The organism is Acidisoma sp. S159, assembly GCF_009766125.1.
Lineage (GTDB): Bacteria > Pseudomonadota > Alphaproteobacteria > Acetobacterales > Acetobacteraceae > Acidisoma.
The window spans coordinates 255,384-270,571 of sequence record NZ_LMUG01000007.1; the positions used below are offsets into that span (position 1 = coordinate 255,384).

Consider the following 15,188-nt stretch of genomic DNA (forward strand, 5'->3'; position numbering starts at 1 on the left):
GATGGCTTGGGGAGAGGTTGTGGCAGTCATTCGGCCATCGCGGCGCCTTGGTGACGAGCTGTACGACGCGCTTGTCGGCCTGATCGACCGTGGGGAGCTCACAGATGGGAGCCGGCTGCCCGCGGAGACGGAAATCGCGCAGCAATTCGGGGTTTCGCGCCCGGTCGTGCGCGAAACCCTGTCCCGCCTCCGCGACGAGGGCTTGATCATCTCGCGGCGCGGGTCTGGCAGCTACGTCAAGAAAACCCCGGCCAATCTAGAACTCGCCGCGCGTATCGCCTTCGGTCCGATCAGCAGTCTGGAACAGATCGCGAAATGCTATGCCTTCCGCATCGCGATTGAGGGGGAGGCGGCCTGTCATGCCGCCGGCAACCGCACGCCGGAAGATCTTTCCATCATCCGCGAAAGCCTCATCGGACTTGGCACCATGATCGAAGCCAAAATGGTTGGTGGGGACGTGGACTTTCGCTTTCATATGGCGGTAACCCGCGCCTCCGCCAATGAGTGGTTCGTGTCGGCGATGATGGCGATGCGCCAGCAAATCGAATTCACCATCGATCTCGCGCGCACATTGTCGATGTCACGAACGGCCGAACACATCCAGGGTGTGCAGACCGAGCATGTGATGATCTACAATGCGATTGAGGCGGGCGACCAGGAAGTCGCCAAGGCCGCGATGCGTCAACACCTTAGCAATGCCTGCGACCGTATCTTCAAAGGCCCGAGCTGAAGTTTCTATTTTGCGCTAACCGGTCGGCCGAAGACCGCGGTCGTCGGCCTCAGATTTAGGACTGCGAACGTCTCGTCATGACAATGCCACCTGACGATCTTCTTGCCCAGTTTTCCGCGATTGTCGGAGGCCGATATGCGATACGCGAGCGTTCAGACCAGCAGCCCTTCGTCGAGGAGCCGCGTGACCGATATCACGGTAGGGCCGCCCTCGTGCTGCGGCCAGGTTCCACAGCGGAAGTGCAACAGATTCTGGCCCTCGCGAACACGACACGTACCGCGATCGTCCCTCAAGGCGGCAATACCGGCCTCGTCGGCGGACAAGTACCAGATGGATCCGGCCACCAGATCGTCCTGTCACTGGCCCGCCTGAACGCTATCCGTGCCATCGATCCAATCGGCAACACCATCGATGTTGAGGCCGGCGTTACGCTACAACGGGTCCGCGAAGCGGCGGAATCCGCCAATCGGCTGTTTCCGCTGTCGCTCCCATCGGAAGGGAGTTGCACGATCGGCGGCAATATCGGCACCAACGCTGGCGGCACAGGCGTCATTGCCTACGGCAATATGCGAGACCTTGTGCTTGGTCTGGAGGTTGTACTCGCGGACGGACGCCTCTGGCGCAACATGCGGCATTTGAGGAAAGACAATACGGGCTACGATTTTCGCGGCCTGTTCGTCGGTTCCGAGGGTACTTTGGGCGTGGTCACGGCCGCCGTCCTGAAGCTCTTCCCGCGCCCTCGCTCAGTCGCGACCGCCTTCGTCGCGGTGCCCGACCCGGAGGCGGCACTCGCCCTGCTGCAAATCGCGCAGGCGCAGAACAGCGCCACTCTTACCGCTTTCGAACTCATGCCACGGTTCGGCATCGAACTTGCGATTAAGCATGATCTGGGCTCGCGCGATCCGCTCGCGACCGCCTATGCCTGGTATGTCCTGATCGAGATTTCTTCCGGCACCGACAGCGGGATCGATACCGTCCTGGAGACGCTGTTGAGCGATGCCATGGAGCAAGGCCTCGTGCTCGACGCGGTACTGGCCGCCTCGATCGAACAAGCCAAGGCCCTGTGGCGACCGCGTGAGAGCATGTCGGAAGTGCAGGGCCGTGAAGGAGGTTCGATCAAGCATGACGTCTCCGTCCCCGTCTCGGATGTCGCGCGTTTCCTGGCCGAAGCCATTCCGGCCGTCGAGCGCTTCGTGCCAGGAGCGCGCGTTCTTCCCTTCGGTCACGTTGGCGACGGCAATATCCACTTCAACGTCAGCCAGCCTTTAGGCGGCGACAAGGAAGCCTTTCTGGCGCGATGGGAGGAGGTGAATGTCGTGGTCCATGAAATCGTCGCTCGATACAATGGGTCGATCTCGGCCGAACATGGAATAGGACAGTCGAAACGTGTGCTTCTCCCCGGCGTAAAGCACGCGGTGGAAATGGAAGTGATGCGTTCCGCAAAGACGATGTTCGATCCCAACGGCATTCTCAACCCGGGCAAAGTCCTCTGATCCTGCCGCGGAAGGGAAAAACTCATTCTTTTGGAGTTGTGCTCTATCCTGGACCCTCCACGCTCATTTCTTATCTAAGGCGCCTCCTGCTGGCGAAACGGTAGGGTGTCGCCGAAGAAAAGTGATGGATGCATAGGCTCCAACCCAAGACCCCAAGGCCGCAAAAAACACATAGACCCAATTTCCCGTATAGCTGATCACAGCGTAGGAGGACAACAGATACCAGAAGCTGCTCCAGCTCGCAGCAGCGACCCGCCGTCGTGCCAAGACAGCCGACGTAAACATAACGTAAACTGCGTCTGTGGCCGCCGTGGCTACCACAACCGCCGCAGCCGTAAATGGGTCAAGCGAGCCTATGGAAATGACGATCTTCCCGCTAAATCTGTCCGCCACTATAGAGCGCCAATCTCACGCCTGACTATCCGGATTGATACAAGACCTTCAACAACCTCGAGGCCGAACGTTGCGGCCTGCACGGAAAATTCGGCGCGGCGCGGAACGCGGAGGCTGGCCGTGAAGCTCCTAGTTCTGACCAGATCACGTTACCCGAAGATATCGAGCGGTATGTCGTCTTTTCATTTACCTTTATCTCGCGGCTCGCTTCGGCCTGTCCCCGCCAAAACCTCGCCGAGCTTAGCCAGGAACTGTTGCCACCCGTATTTTGCTCCCTGGTACGCCTGCTCCTGATCCGTACGGAACCCGGCATGCTCCATTCGCAGATGCGTGCCTGTGCCCGAAGCGGAAGCGTCCACGTGACAACGCTCCCGAGAGCCATGGCGGCCCAGGTCTAGGACAAGGTTCTATTTAGCTCGACTTCTAGAACACGGCAATTTATCATGCCCCAGTCCGCGCTAAAATCAAATCAGTGACCCTCGAACCAGCGGTTCGCGTCGGAGGTAGGAGCAGGACTGCACCAACGCCACGGGACGTGCTACTTTTCATCGGGTCTCCTCCCGACCTTGCGCTTGGCTTCGACTGCGCGAGGGCGAGTCATCGCAGCTAAGGGAGGTCTGGGTCTTCGAGGCCGGTATGTCCCAAAAGGATCGAGAGCCCTCCATCTGCGCATCGCCAGGCGAAAGGCCGATGTCAGCGAGCATGCGGGCGCTCATCTCTAAAAGCTGCCCCCGCTCACGGGATATCCGCCTCGCCCGCATAACGGCACCCCATAGACTTTCAAAATGACCTGTCTCGCGGCGCCTTCGTCTTATGAAAGTCGATACATCGAAAAACGCAGCGTAAACTTTCCGTACGAACGGCATGCTCTCTTATTCCCTTCAGCCGAATTGTGCGTTCGCTTCGCACTCGATCTTGTCCGTCGTTCAAAGATCACAAAAGCGCTGTCACCGTCGATAAGTCGGGCCGACTCCATGACGCCATCAATAGGCGACGCGCTCGATACAGACGCGACATCACAGTGCCAATCGAGACATCCGTGATCCAAGCTATTTCTTTATACGTAAGCTCCCTCATCTCACGAAGTATGAGGCATTCGCGCAGATCGATCGGAAGCTCCGACATCACCGCCCTCAGCTGTGCGAATTCCTGGGCGCTCGAGAGAGTGGCCTCCGGTCCTGGATTAGGGTCTGCAAGGTCTAAGCCGATGTCCCCGTCGTTAAATTCACTTCCGAAATTCCCGTACGCGACCTCTGCGACCGTGTTGCGAGACCTCAGTCGAACATAGGCTGTATTACGGACAATCTTCAGCAGCCAAGCTCTCCCACTTTCACCGCGGAATGAGCAGAAATATCGTAGAGCCCTAACGCAGGCATCCTGAACAGTGTCTTCTGCCTCGACCGAGTCACGTGTTAGCCAAAGCGCTAGGTCATAAGCGGCATTGAGATGTGGCAAGATTGTAGTCTCGAACGCCGGAGCCGTTGCCGTTGCCGTTGCCGTTGCCGATACTGCGATTGAATCGTGCTGTAATACGGGACCCGGCGCTAGAGGATTTGCAAACGAACTCGGGACAACGGATTGCACCAGTGTACGCGATATGGTTTGGTCTGGCCGATCTCCTGCGCCGGTGTTGGCCCTGGGCATTACGGGCTCGATCACCGACACGCCAGGCCTTGCCAATCCTCCGCCACGATTAGCAAAGGTGAGGTCATCTCTCACGCGGGCGCGCGCGTTGACACGAGCACCGGCATGGCATGTTGCCATGATTGACAAGTTCTCTCTCCCTCAATCGCCCGGGCAAGAAAGCTGCTGGAGCTGCACGCAATACACAATGTCTTCCGACTGGCGTCTTGGATTTGGCGGACAATCGTATTGCTCAGCAGGACACGTCTTTACTCCCGATGCGATCGGTGAGTTCGCCCGCTGGAGGTTGAGTGCGCACTGCGTAGCACTGCGCGGCAGCCTGAGTAGCTGGCCTATCGAGGCTCGGGACCGTCGTCCATTCCGAACCAGAATGGTTGTTACTGTGCCGGCTGGGCATTACGCCATTCGGAGGGTGTCATGCCGAACCTGCTGCGAAAACTCCGATTGAAGTAGGACAAGTCGCCGAATCCGACGTCGTATGCGATGGCGCTTATCTTATCTCCACGGGCGCCTGCGGCGGAAAGCTGGCGGTGCGCCGATAGCAGACGTTGTTCGAGTAAGAACTCCGAGAAGGTAAAATTGGTTGCGCCGAATAACCGTTGTATTTGCTTTGGGCTTAGCCCGACTAGCCGAGCTAGCGAATGGATGGTCAGATTGCCGTCGCTAAGGCGTTTGAGCATCTGAGTTTGAATAAGCTGCAGGCGTGCCGCGGCGTAGCCGTCCTGCAATGCCGGCATCGCCTCGTTGACATCCGTTCTCAGCAGCAACCCCACAAGTTCAGTCATGTGCCGTGCCATCGTGTGCTGGCCGAGAGCGTCAAGCGAAGCGGCTTTCGCTGCACAGAGCGCGAAATAATCAGCAACGATCTCGCGTATGCGGAGGCTCCCCGCCAGCGGCTTGGAAAGCTTGTCCTCCGCCTCCCCACAAATGCCGACTAGCTCGCGCCTCGGGATGCGAAGGGCGGTAAATCGGGCTCCCTGGCTAAGACCGCACTCGGCTACATCGTCCAAGGACATCAGGCACGCTTGCGTCGGCCGAAGCTCGACAGTGCGTCCTCGTTGGACGGTAAGGATATCACCCGTTACCGCAGTGACCAGCACAAGGTCATCACAGCCGTCGGAGAGAAGGTCCGGGGTACGCAAGAAGCTGCCGGATGTGCCCTGGGCTGCTCCAAATGACAGCGAGCCAATCTTGGTCACCTCAACTGTGCATTCGATTCGCTCGGCCGTGCCCGGCTCGACATCGAGCTGGCAGAAGCGCCGGCAAAATTCCTCGCGCCATGCCTCGTACTTTTGCCCTTTGGGGACGCCAGCGTACGAGAATGTTGGAAATCCCGCGCGGGCTTCGCTATTTTTGGATGTCACTTCTCCGGCTCTCTGAATTCTTTGCCGACCGACTCGCTGAAGGATTTGTCCCGGGGCACAACATTGGCCTTTAACTACGTCTGCTTGGAGGGCGCATCCCAAACTCCTCGAGCAGAGCCGTTTCATATTTTTGACAGATCTTACCATATAAGAAATACTCTGTTTGCTACTATTAAGCAATAACCCGGGCTTCACCCACGACTTCCGGCGCAAAAGCGTCTATGCCAAGCAGTACTGGTTCGGTAGCAACGCAAGAAAAGCGCTGAGTTCGCCGATCGCGCTCATTTAGACGACAGGACATAGCCACTATGCCTTTTGTTCGCATCAAACTTCCACGCGGAGAGTTGGCCGAATGCGGAGTGGCGCAGCGCTTCGGGTGGAGGCAGTCCCGGATGCTCGACCGTGCTCGTCATGTTCAACGCACGACTGCCGCTGTTCAACGCCTGGAGGTTTAATATGGCTGATTCAGAGTATGCGCCGCCGAAAGTCTGGACCTGGAACAAGGCGAACGGTGGCCGGTTCGCGAATATCAATCGCCCGATCGCGGGACCGACGCATGGCAAGGACTTGCCGGTTGGTCGCCATCCCCTTCAGCTCCACTCACTGGCAACGCCGAATGGGGTGAAGGTCACGGTGCTGCTCGAGGAATTGCTGGCTCTTGGCCATCACGGCGCGGAATACGACGCCTGGCTGATTAGAATCGGCGACGGCGATCAGTTCGGAAGCGGTTTCGTCGCGGCCAATCCAAACTCAAAAATACCAGCGTTGATCGATCGTGGTGGTCCGACGCCGGTCCGGGTATTCGAGTCGGGTGCGATCTTGCTTTATCTGGCGGAAAAGTTTGGCGCCTTCCTGCCACCCGGCGGCCCGGGGCGGGCCGAATGCCTATCATGGCTGTTTTGGCAAATGGGCAGTGCACCTTATCTAGGGGGAGGATTCGGCCATTTCTATGCCTATGCGCCGTCGAAGTTCGAATACCCCATCGATCGATTCGCTATGGAGGTGAAACGCCAACTCGACGTGCTCGACCGCCGCCTCGCTGAAACCGAGTATTTGGCGGGAAGCGATTACACCATCGCGGATATAGCGGTTTGGCCGTGGTATGGTGGTCTGGTGAATGGCTGGCTTTATGAAGCTGCCGAGTTTCTGTCAGTTCAGGATTACGGGAATCTGCGGCGCTGGGCGGACACAATTGGCGAACGGCCGGCGGTCCGTCGCGGTCGTATGGTCAACCGCATCTTTGGAGAACCTTCGTCCCAGTTGCATGAACGTCATGACGCCACTGACTTTGAGACGAAGACACAGGACAAATTGGCGCTGCCGACCTGACGACCCTCGCGGACGAAGGCGGTCGAGCGTCTGCACATCGCGAGTTCAGCGGTTCTTACGCCAAGGACCGTCTCGCCCTGCCACTGCCAGCCTGATGATCAGGTCAGCATCGGTTCCAGGTCTGGGTTGCCTTTTGCCATCGCGCCCAGTTCTCCGCTGCCACGGTGTCGGCTACGTCAAGCGCACGGCCAATGGACCCAGGACCATCTCGTTCCAACCCACAGCGCAAGCGCCGAGAACGCAAAGGACGGCGATCTCCGCTCCGACGACCAAGCTGCCGCTCCACAAAATCAGGATGCAGAAGGCCGCTCGCCACGCCCAGGCCGGAGAGAACCAGGAAGCCGGCACCCAGCACGTCGGCGACAATCCCCCAGGAGATACGGCCCACCGCACCGCACACCTGCACAACCGCGGCAACGCCGCCCGCCCGGATCGGAGTCCAGCCGAGATCGGTGACCAGCATCGCAACGGTGAAAGCCGAAACACTCAACTGGATTTCTGAGTAGAAGAAGCCGAGCAGGGAAATCGCGCGAAGGCTCGGCCGGGACCAGATAAGGACCTGACCCGCCCAGATTGCGCGGCCCCCAACCCGGGTTTCCGGCTTCCGGTCGCCATCCCACCAATCTCGCAGGATTCCAACAACATGCCCAGCAACAGGCAAGGGATGGCGCTCAGCGCCAGCGCGATATGGAAGCCGAAAGCTTCCGTGAGAGGTGGGATCGCAAGCGCGGCCAATACTCCTCCCGCTGGAACCCCTGCTTGCTTGATCGAAAAGATGATGTTGCGCAGGCGGGCTGGTGTCTGCCCATGCAGCATATGCGATGAGCAGGGATTGTTAAACGCGTATCCAATACCGATGAGCAGCGAACCCGCGATCATGACCGGGAGGGATCCGGTAGCCAGGCCCAGCATCCCGACGGAAGCGCAAAGCAACGCAATTTGGTTGAGCCTCGCTACCCCCCACGCTTCACCAGGCGTCCGGCGACGGAAGACGCGAAGATGCCGGAGAAGTAGATCAGGCCGACCTGATAGCCGATCCAATAGGTGTGGATTGAAAGCTTGGTCGCCAAGGTAGGCGGGATTGTCGTAAGTCAAAGAACCGATGAGGTCGCGAGAATTTGGGATGCCGTGCAGATCGAGAGTGTGGCCAAGATTTGCTCGCCGCCTACGATCTCGCGGCCCGTTGCTGCACGGAATTCGATGAGATCGCTTCCGGCTTTGATGTGATCGTCACGCCCAGCGCTCCCGGCGAGGCACCGAGCGGTGTGGGTGCCGACAGTCCGGTCATGAACCAGATTTGGACGCTGCTCCATGCTCCCTGTGTCAACTTGCCCGCGATGCGCAGCCCGGCTGGCATGCCACTGGGACTGACCCTCACCGGCCCGCGCTTTTCCGACCGTCGCTTGCTGGCCCGCGCCATTCTTCTCGATCAGGCTTTTGTCGCCGCGGCTGAAGCGTGAACCAGCAGGAGCTTGAGGCAATACTCAACCGTCTCCAGGCCGGTGCGGGCCTGCCCCGACTTTCTCCGTCGAGAGCGCTCGGGCAGGCTGGTATAGCCACGCGGATGACTTCGCAATTCCAGACACGCTGCATCAGGCGACCACCTTGACCGGCGCGATGAAGGCCGAATGGCTGCAAAGTGCGGAGCTGACACCTCAGCGCGCCGTCCTTTATCTTCACGGCGGCGGCTATGTCTGCGGATCCATCGAAAGCCATCGGCCATTGGCCCCCGCCTTTGCCGAGAGTTTTGACTGTACCGTGCTCAGCATCGACTTCCGTATGGCGCCCGAGCATCCTTTCCCTGCCGCCGTCGAAGACGCCGTCGCAGCCTACCGGTATCTGCTGGATTAAGGATTTCCACCCGAGGCAATCGGCATTGCCGGTGATTCCGCAGGCGGCGGTCTGGTCGTTGGAATGCGATTGACAGCAACGCCGATACGGACCCGATGGTATTTGCATCGACGCTGGGCGGGTCACGCGACATCTGTCTCGCGGGGGCTGCGATCGAGCATCCATATGCCCATTCGAACGCTGGCAATTTCTCAAAGTTTCCTCCGCTTTTGATTCGGGTTTCGGCGAAGGAAATCCTGCTCGACGACGCTTTCCGTCTCGCGAAACTGGCGGCGTTGGAAGGCGTTCCCGCTTCTCTCGAGATTCGGCCTGGCATGATGCATGTTTGACACCTCTTCTCGCGCGACCTCCAAGAAGCAAGGGATGCTCTCGCACAGGCGGCGGTTTGGCTTAACGCGCGACTCTCACCGACCAGTTAGCTTAGGCTTTTGTAGAACGCCAACACCTCGGCGACTCGAAGCACATCCGGATATTTCTTGTGCATGTCGTGCAGACTAGCGAAGTGGGGGCTTGCATGTACATCGGCGACGCATGCTTCGGGCACGATCATCCGATAGCCGCGCCATAGCCCATCCACCACGGTCGCGCACGCGCAGCCTGATGTGGAGCCTCCCGTCACCACCACAGTATCGCAACCATGCCAGACTAAGAGAGACTGCAAGTTGGTCTCGTGAAGGGCGGATGGCATAAGCTTGTTGACGACGTAATCCCGTTCGTTATCGACATGGAGGCGGCTGTCGAATGCACCGCGGCGCGACCCGCGCTTGATGTCTTCAGAGAGTCTGGTGTGTCGTCCCGGAAGCCGAAGACGCCACAGTCCACGCCATCGCAAGCTGCAGTGTTTTGAACGGAACCTGCTGCGCCAAGGTTAGGGTGCCTTCGCGCGCGAGCTCCAGGCCCGCCAGAAAGGTGCTCGCCACCGCCGCCCGTGCGCGAAGCGGGCGGTCCGTAGCCTCCTCGGCGACAGGCGGCAAAAAGGCCGCGAGGTCGCCGCCCGCCGGGTGCTCGACGAGCAGCAACTGGATCCGCACCAAGGCGTCCACCACGCGCCAGAGATCCGGAATGGCCGGCCGGTAAAGCGGCGCCTCTTCCGGCCGCCCTTCCGTGCCGCGCAGCACCACCAGGCAGGCTTCCATCAGCGCGACATAGCCGCCCTCACGCGGCACGGTCGGTGGCCGCCGGACAAAGACATCCAGGCCAAGCTGCGGCCGCTGCTGCAGCCAGGCCCCAGCCGCTCGCATCGCCACCATATCTTTGAGGCGACGCAGCTCGGCCGCCGCATCCTGTTCCGCTGTCGCCGCGGCCTCCGGACTGTCGGGGAAGAGCAAGCGCGAGCGCAGCAGCACCAGCCGTGTCGCCACAACCAGCCAGTCGGCCCGCTGCTCGAGCGTCACCCGATCGGCGAGCCGCGCCATGGCCGCGACGAATTGCTCGGCGAGGTCCAGGATCGACATGCGGCCAAAATCGATCCGCTGCCGCTCGGCGAGGTCGAGCAGCATGTCCATCGGTCCGTCGAACCCATCAAGATGCAGCACCGGGCTGCTCGGCCGCCGCGGCGGCGCCTCCCAATCATCCCAGAGCGGATCGCTGGCCGCGCCGGTCGTCGGCTCGACGTCAGCCATCGCGATAATCGGGGCGGAGGTCGAAGACCAAAGCCGGCCAACGCTGGCCGAGGCTCGCAAACGCCGCCCAGGGCGTCCAATCCGCCGACCAGAAATCATATTGCAGACGCGCCGAGTGCCGCCGCCGGCGATCGGGCGGATCCTCACGCCGGCGGACATGGCGCAGCGGCTGGATCGTACCCCAGTGCCGCCGGAGCCAGGCGATGCTCGCGGGGTCGTCGGGTCCCTGCCGGAGGTGCGCATAGGGCACGGGCAGCAGCGCATACAGGTCGAACGGGCAGGTGCTACTGCGGCCAGCCGCCGCGATCACCCGCTGCTGATGATCCTCGACGGCCGTGCGCAATTGCCGCGCCAGCACCCGGGCAGCGGCGATCCGCAAGCCGGGCGAACCATCCGGCGGCTTGACCAAGGCGAGCACGCGATCCTCCTCAGCGAGATCGAGGTCCGGCAAATGCCAGGGAGTGGCTCCCGCCCCTTCCGCCGCCCGCCGCAGGCCCGCGACATCCTCGGGCGGTCCGGTGACCACGAGATCGTGCCGCAGCCAGTCGGTTTGCGGCGGTGCCAGCGCGTCCCCGCCCCGCACGAAACCTCCGCGGCCCTGCGTGCGAGCCTCGGCGGGCGTCTCGGTCACCGTCAGAGGTCCAGCAGCTTGGTGGGGCTGGCGGCGACGGTTTTCGCGCGTTTGCGGTAGCGGCGCGTCGTGTTGACGTCCTTTTGCCGGGCATGCGCCATCACCTGCTCGTCGAGCGCGCCGTTCAGATAGGCCTCGGTGATGAAGCCGGCGCGCATGCCATGCGGCGAGAGGCGCTCGCCGTCATCGACCACCATTTCGACTTGCGCCGCCAGACGGCGGAGGATCTTCCACACGCCATTGCCGGTCAACCGCCCTTCATTGGTGCCCGCCGCGGTCAGCCGCGGGAAGATCGCGCCATAGGTGATGCCGGCACGGCGCAGCCAGATCTCCATGGCCCGCACCGGACAGGTATGCGGCCGGCTGCCACGGGCGATCCCGACATCGGCCCCCTCGCCTTCCTGGTCGCCTTTGGAATGGCGGATGCGCAGCACCAGCCCCTCCGGCGTGAAGCGGACATCCTCGCGGTCGAGCCCCACGAGTTCCGAGCGCCGCAGACCGCCGGCGAAGCAGGTCAGCAGCAGTGCCCGATCGCGCAGGCCCGGCAGTCCGGCGGCCCCTCCAGGATCGTCGCCGCAGCCGCTCAGCAGCAGGCGGATTTCCGTCGAGGTGATGGCGGCGGCCGGCCGCACGGGGCGCTTCTGCTCGCGCAGGATGCCGCGCATGACGGTCGCGATGACGGGATCGCCGGACGACCAGAGATGGCCGGCGCGGCGGTGATGGAAGGCGATGGCGGCGAGCACCAGGCGCAATCCGCTGCGCCCGAGTGTCGCCGCGCGTCCCGCGAGATAGGCGGCGACGATCGCGGGGGGTGCCGGCAGATAGGGTGCTCGATGATCGAGGCACCAGTCGCGAAAGGCGTTCCAATCGTCGGCGTAGATTTTCTCGGTGGTCGGCGACACGGACCGCTGAGAGTAGTTGACAGCCTTCGCCAGGGCATCGCCGAGTGCCCCGGTCGCGAGATGGGCCAGTTCGGGCGGCAGCGCCTCGCCGGCGATCCGCATCACGCGCCGCGCCGCCGGCGAAGTCTGGTCCACGTCCGGCGGCAGAACCGCGATGCTCACCTCAGCCGCCATGCTGCCCCAAAACCCTCCGCCACACTTGCCCGCGAGGCTGCGCACAGTCTGAGTCCTGCCGGCAACCATGGCAACTGGTTCTTCTCACCTAAAATCAGACGCCCGGCTCAAGTCACCATCACTCAATGAGAGGAAGTACCGTCCAAGCTGCGCAAGCTTGCTACAAGGTATCCACGAAGCGACGGAACTCAGCGGTGTGTTTGCCCTTGCTCCGCGGCGATGTCAGTCAAGTCGACGTCAATAAAATGTCAGGAGCCTTCGAATGAAGCCGCCTAAAAGCGGCATTGTGACAAGTCGTGCGGAGACGATAAACCTTGCGCAGCTTGAGGAATGATGGACGCAGTCGCTCGGCAGCCTACGCAAAACATAAAGACTTGCGGACTAACCCTGAGTGCCTCGTGGATAACGTCGTGCGGCTATGCCGCGCTAGATAATGAGAGCGCGGGTTGCAAAACTGGTTCGAAACAATGCTTCGTGTGCTTGCGCGTCCGGATCATAACAGCAATCGCGCAGGATATGGATGTGATAGTCGGCATCGCTGGACCAGCCCATACTAGATAGCAGCACGCCACTGCTCGCTACCCCGGCCGCATCAAGTCCAGTTACGGGCGTCGGCTCGCGAAATAATCCCGTCTTCTTGATATTTACTGTGAGAAAATTGTTTTCATAGACCGATTCGTGGTTAGAACCGAGAGTGAAAATTGGCGAAAACTATTGGACGCCCGGTGTCGCGCCACGCTCCGATGAGCGCTTTTGCACGATCAAGCAAGTCAGTCGGAACGCTATCCGAAAACTGCAGTAAGTTACGTCCGCTTGAAAGAGCAGTATCAATCGTGCCGCACGGTGAACGTCAATAGTGTCCAGATCGTCATGGTATCTACCCAGTAGATGTCAGAAGCGCGCCTGTCCTGCTGATCAGACCCGTCGCTTTGAAGCCCCGGGTTGCAACGGCCGCCACCTCACCCTCCCTCTCCCCACTCTCGATTATCGTCCACGTCCGGAGGGTCAATTCGTGCGGGCAAATTCAGCATCGATGACCAGCTGCACGGTGGGACCAAGAACGGCTGGAAGGCCAAAGTCGGCCGTCTTGAGACTTCCCACCGCTTCGGCGCCGAGCCGAGGATGTCCCATAATGCCCTTGCCCGCACCGATGAGTTCAACGTTCAACGTCAGAGGAGCGGTTTTCCCGAACAGGGTAAACTCTCCTTCAACCCGCGCGTGCGTGGGGTCGATCTTTGCGAAGCGTGTCGAGATAAAGCGCGCCTGCGGAAAGCTTTCGCTGTTCAGGAACTCCGGCCCAGCCAGCTGCGCCGAAAATCCCGGCACGGGGGTGGAGATCGACGCCGTTTCAACTGCCGCGTCAAGGGCGTCGGCCGCGCCGCTTGGGTCCCAGTGTAGCGTTCCTTCGACCCGATCGAAGCGGAAGACGCTCAGGGAGTAGCCAATGTGCGAGACCTTGGCGAGCACCGCCGTGTGAGCGGTGTCAAGGGCGTAATCTCCTGGGGGCGCCAAGGTTGCGTCAGGTTCACCCGCGAATACACCTGGGGGCAGCTGGGCGCGCGCTCCGGAAGCCGGGTAGATGGCGGCGCCGATCGCCAGGGCAGTCAAAAGTCGCTTCCACATGTGGTCCTCCAATACAAGTGACCTCGGGACGGCTGAAGCCGTGGGAGCCGACATGATGGTCGCATCTTTCTTCTCGGTTGTCTGGCGATGCCGCGCCGTCCAGCGCGTGATGATCGCACGGAATGCGCTCCATGGTCTCCGGCAGGCCTGGGCAGCCAGCTCGCTTCAGAGCCTTGTGTCTAAGAGCGCAAGGCGACCATCCACAAACTGATAGCGCTCAGCACCCAGCTCGGCCTCGCCCAAACCTCAGCCCCTATTTTGCTCGAGGCGAATCGGCTCGTGGCAGGGCGGCAAGCCGTTCCCGACCGACCGACCAACCGACCGAGCCCAGCAGTGCTCAGTTCGGCCGTGACTTCCGCTATCTCGCAACTCCAAGGAGAGGGCAAGCGCGCAACAGAGAATGAGGCGCTTGCCCATAACCCGAGCTCGCCATTACTTGATGATTCCTATCTTCTTGCGGTCGATCGTCACGAAGACCGCGCAGATCAGCACAGCGCCCTTGATGATATTCTGGAGGTAAGGATCGACGCCTGCCATGTTCATGCCACTCGACAGCAAGGTGATGATCAGCACACCCAACATAGTGTTGACGATGCTGCCCAAACCGCCAGTCAAAGGCGTGCCTCCGACCACGACCGCCGCGATGACGTCGAGTTCAAGGCCCAGGCCAAGCTGCGATGTCGCCGCCATGGTGCGCGCGCCTTGCAGCAGCCCGGCCATACCGCTCAGCGCTCCCAACAATACGAACATCAAGATTTTGACGCGAGTGACGGAAATGCCGGTGAGGATCGAGACACGCTCGCCGCCGCCGATCGCCCGAACCTCGCGACCGAAGACGGTGTAGTTGATGATGCCCCAGGCCAGGAGCGCCAAAGCGAGACCGATCATCACGGAATGCGGGATGCCCCAGGAATAGTCCGAATAGGTTCCGAGGAAGCTGTCGTCATCGATCGAAACCGGTGCGCCGCGGGTGAAATACAGCACGAGACCGCGGTAGACGACCATGGTGCCCATCGTCGCGATGAAGGACGGCACCTTGCCCACCGCCAAAAGCAGGCCGTTGATGCAGCCGCATAGCGCCCCGGCCGCGATGGCGGGGATGATCGCCCAGGCACCGAGCGTATCCGCGGTCAGGGCCGCCACCAGCGCCGAGACTGCCACGATCGCGCCAACCGAGATATCGATCGACCCGGCCATGATGATGAAGGTCATCCCCAGCGCCGCGACGAGCAGCACAGTACCTTGTTCGAGCACCGTCGAGAGGTTGTCCAGCGACAGAAAGCGCGGCGACATGATGGTGAAGACGGTGATCAGGATAACGAGGAAGATCAGCGGGAACCCACGCCGCAGCAGGTCGATCCGCGGAACTTTCCAGCCGCCAACTGGAATGACGGTATCGTCTCCGGCGTTCACACCGCTTACTTCGTTCATC

At 61.1% G+C, this 15,188-nt stretch carries 16 protein-coding genes and 1 pseudogene; 6 read left to right on the plus strand and 11 right to left on the minus strand.

Annotated elements, in window-relative coordinates; translation table 11 throughout:
• Window positions 1-19 precede the first annotated feature (19 nt).
• Window positions 20-730, plus strand: coding sequence for a FadR/GntR family transcriptional regulator (locus tag GSQ92_RS03095; RefSeq protein WP_158803436.1), 711 nt, complete (start codon window positions 20-22; stop codon window positions 728-730).
• Between the two features lie 77 nt (window positions 731-807).
• Window positions 808-2,223 carry an FAD-binding oxidoreductase gene (locus tag GSQ92_RS03100; protein WP_254065679.1) on the plus strand — a complete coding sequence of 472 codons (1,416 nt, stop codon included), beginning with the start codon at window positions 808-810 and terminating at the stop codon, window positions 2,221-2,223.
• A 938-nt stretch (window positions 2,224-3,161) separates the two neighbouring features.
• Here the strand turns inward: GSQ92_RS03100 and GSQ92_RS31540 are convergent.
• From GSQ92_RS31540 to GSQ92_RS03125, 3 genes are all read right to left on the minus strand, one after another.
• On the minus strand, window positions 3,162-3,482 hold the full coding sequence (locus tag GSQ92_RS31540) for a DUF1127 domain-containing protein (RefSeq protein WP_158803435.1): 321 nt from the start codon (window positions 3,480-3,482) through the stop codon (window positions 3,162-3,164).
• 67 nt (window positions 3,483-3,549) lie between these two features.
• Window positions 3,550-4,380: a sigma-70 family RNA polymerase sigma factor gene (locus tag GSQ92_RS31545; RefSeq protein ID WP_371418535.1), complete on the minus strand. Its 831-nt coding sequence runs from the start codon at window positions 4,378-4,380 to the stop codon at window positions 3,550-3,552.
• Window positions 4,381-4,637: 257 nt separating this feature from the next.
• Window positions 4,638-5,624 (minus strand): AraC family transcriptional regulator, encoded by a 987-nt coding sequence (locus GSQ92_RS03125; RefSeq protein WP_216856740.1) that lies wholly within the window; start codon window positions 5,622-5,624, stop codon window positions 4,638-4,640.
• A 456-nt stretch (window positions 5,625-6,080) separates the two neighbouring features.
• Here GSQ92_RS03125 and yghU point away from each other — a divergent pair, with 456 nt between their 5' ends.
• Window positions 6,081-6,953 (plus strand): glutathione-dependent disulfide-bond oxidoreductase, encoded by an 873-nt coding sequence (gene yghU, locus GSQ92_RS03130; RefSeq protein ID WP_159013003.1) that lies wholly within the window; start codon window positions 6,081-6,083, stop codon window positions 6,951-6,953.
• A 103-nt stretch (window positions 6,954-7,056) separates the two neighbouring features.
• On the opposite strand, the gene GSQ92_RS03135 is transcribed toward yghU, so the two are convergent.
• Window positions 7,057-7,614, minus strand: coding sequence for a hypothetical protein (locus GSQ92_RS03135; protein WP_254066546.1), 558 nt, complete (start codon window positions 7,612-7,614; stop codon window positions 7,057-7,059).
• 38 nt (window positions 7,615-7,652) lie between these two features.
• Window positions 7,653-7,865, minus strand: a pseudogene (locus GSQ92_RS31550) (MFS transporter); the annotation flags it as partial.
• Window positions 7,866-8,107: 242 nt separating this feature from the next.
• Between GSQ92_RS31550 and GSQ92_RS03145 the strand changes: the two are divergent.
• The 3 genes from GSQ92_RS03145 to GSQ92_RS31555 all read left to right on the plus strand — a co-directional run bounded on the left by GSQ92_RS03145 (window position 8,108) and on the right by GSQ92_RS31555 (window position 9,133).
• Window positions 8,108-8,413 (plus strand): amidase family protein, encoded by a 306-nt coding sequence (locus GSQ92_RS03145; protein ID WP_158803430.1) that lies wholly within the window; start codon window positions 8,108-8,110, stop codon window positions 8,411-8,413.
• A 145-nt stretch (window positions 8,414-8,558) separates the two neighbouring features.
• The gene (locus GSQ92_RS03150; RefSeq protein ID WP_158803429.1) at window positions 8,559-8,804 is read left to right on the plus strand and encodes an alpha/beta hydrolase; all 246 of its coding nucleotides are present in this window, start codon (window positions 8,559-8,561) and stop codon (window positions 8,802-8,804) included.
• Window positions 8,805-8,899: 95 nt separating this feature from the next.
• The gene (locus tag GSQ92_RS31555; RefSeq protein ID WP_158803428.1) at window positions 8,900-9,133 is read left to right on the plus strand and encodes an alpha/beta hydrolase fold domain-containing protein; all 234 of its coding nucleotides are present in this window, start codon (window positions 8,900-8,902) and stop codon (window positions 9,131-9,133) included.
• Between the two features lie 86 nt (window positions 9,134-9,219).
• On the opposite strand, the gene GSQ92_RS03160 is transcribed toward GSQ92_RS31555, so the two are convergent.
• The 6 genes from GSQ92_RS03160 to GSQ92_RS03180 all read right to left on the minus strand — a co-directional run bounded on the left by GSQ92_RS03160 (window position 9,220) and on the right by GSQ92_RS03180 (window position 15,187).
• Window positions 9,220-9,636, minus strand: coding sequence for an isochorismatase family protein (locus tag GSQ92_RS03160; RefSeq protein ID WP_254066547.1), 417 nt, complete (start codon window positions 9,634-9,636; stop codon window positions 9,220-9,222).
• Window positions 9,578-10,426: a ScpA family protein gene (locus tag GSQ92_RS30740; protein WP_254066548.1), complete on the minus strand. Its 849-nt coding sequence runs from the start codon at window positions 10,424-10,426 to the stop codon at window positions 9,578-9,580. Before GSQ92_RS30740 ends, GSQ92_RS03160 begins: the two co-directional genes overlap by 59 nt.
• Complete coding sequence (locus tag GSQ92_RS03165) at window positions 10,419-11,057, minus strand: hypothetical protein (RefSeq protein WP_159013005.1); 639 nt, start codon at window positions 11,055-11,057, stop codon at window positions 10,419-10,421. Before GSQ92_RS03165 ends, GSQ92_RS30740 begins: the two co-directional genes overlap by 8 nt.
• 2 nt (window positions 11,058-11,059) lie before the next feature.
• Window positions 11,060-12,202 carry a site-specific integrase gene (locus GSQ92_RS03170; protein ID WP_158803997.1) on the minus strand — a complete coding sequence of 381 codons (1,143 nt, stop codon included), beginning with the start codon at window positions 12,200-12,202 and terminating at the stop codon, window positions 11,060-11,062.
• Between the two features lie 936 nt (window positions 12,203-13,138).
• Window positions 13,139-13,741 (minus strand): YceI family protein, encoded by a 603-nt coding sequence (locus GSQ92_RS03175; protein ID WP_158803996.1) that lies wholly within the window; start codon window positions 13,739-13,741, stop codon window positions 13,139-13,141.
• Window positions 13,742-14,188: 447 nt separating this feature from the next.
• Window positions 14,189-15,187 (minus strand): ABC transporter permease, encoded by a 999-nt coding sequence (locus tag GSQ92_RS03180; RefSeq protein ID WP_158803995.1) that lies wholly within the window; start codon window positions 15,185-15,187, stop codon window positions 14,189-14,191.
• Window position 15,188 lies beyond the last annotated feature (1 nt).

Excerpts from the sequence above, each read along its gene's own strand:
- GSQ92_RS03180 (WP_158803995.1), bottom strand. The coding sequence starts at position 15,187 with ATGAACGAAGTAAGCGGTGTGAACGCCGGAGACGATACCGTCATTCCA.
- GSQ92_RS31545 (WP_371418535.1), bottom strand. The coding sequence starts at position 4,380 with ATGGCAACATGCCATGCCGGTGCTCGTGTCAACGCGCGCGCCCGCGTG.
- yghU (WP_159013003.1), top strand. The coding sequence starts at position 6,081 with ATGGCTGATTCAGAGTATGCGCCGCCGAAAGTCTGGACCTGGAACAAG.
- GSQ92_RS31540 (WP_158803435.1), bottom strand. The coding sequence starts at position 3,482 with ATGCCGTTCGTACGGAAAGTTTACGCTGCGTTTTTCGATGTATCGACT.
- GSQ92_RS30740 (WP_254066548.1), bottom strand. The coding sequence starts at position 10,426 with ATGGCTGACGTCGAGCCGACGACCGGCGCGGCCAGCGATCCGCTCTGG.
- GSQ92_RS03100 (WP_254065679.1), top strand. The coding sequence starts at position 808 with ATGACAATGCCACCTGACGATCTTCTTGCCCAGTTTTCCGCGATTGTC.
- GSQ92_RS03170 (WP_158803997.1), bottom strand. The coding sequence starts at position 12,202 with ATGGTTGCCGGCAGGACTCAGACTGTGCGCAGCCTCGCGGGCAAGTGT.
- GSQ92_RS31555 (WP_158803428.1), top strand. The coding sequence starts at position 8,900 with ATGGTATTTGCATCGACGCTGGGCGGGTCACGCGACATCTGTCTCGCG.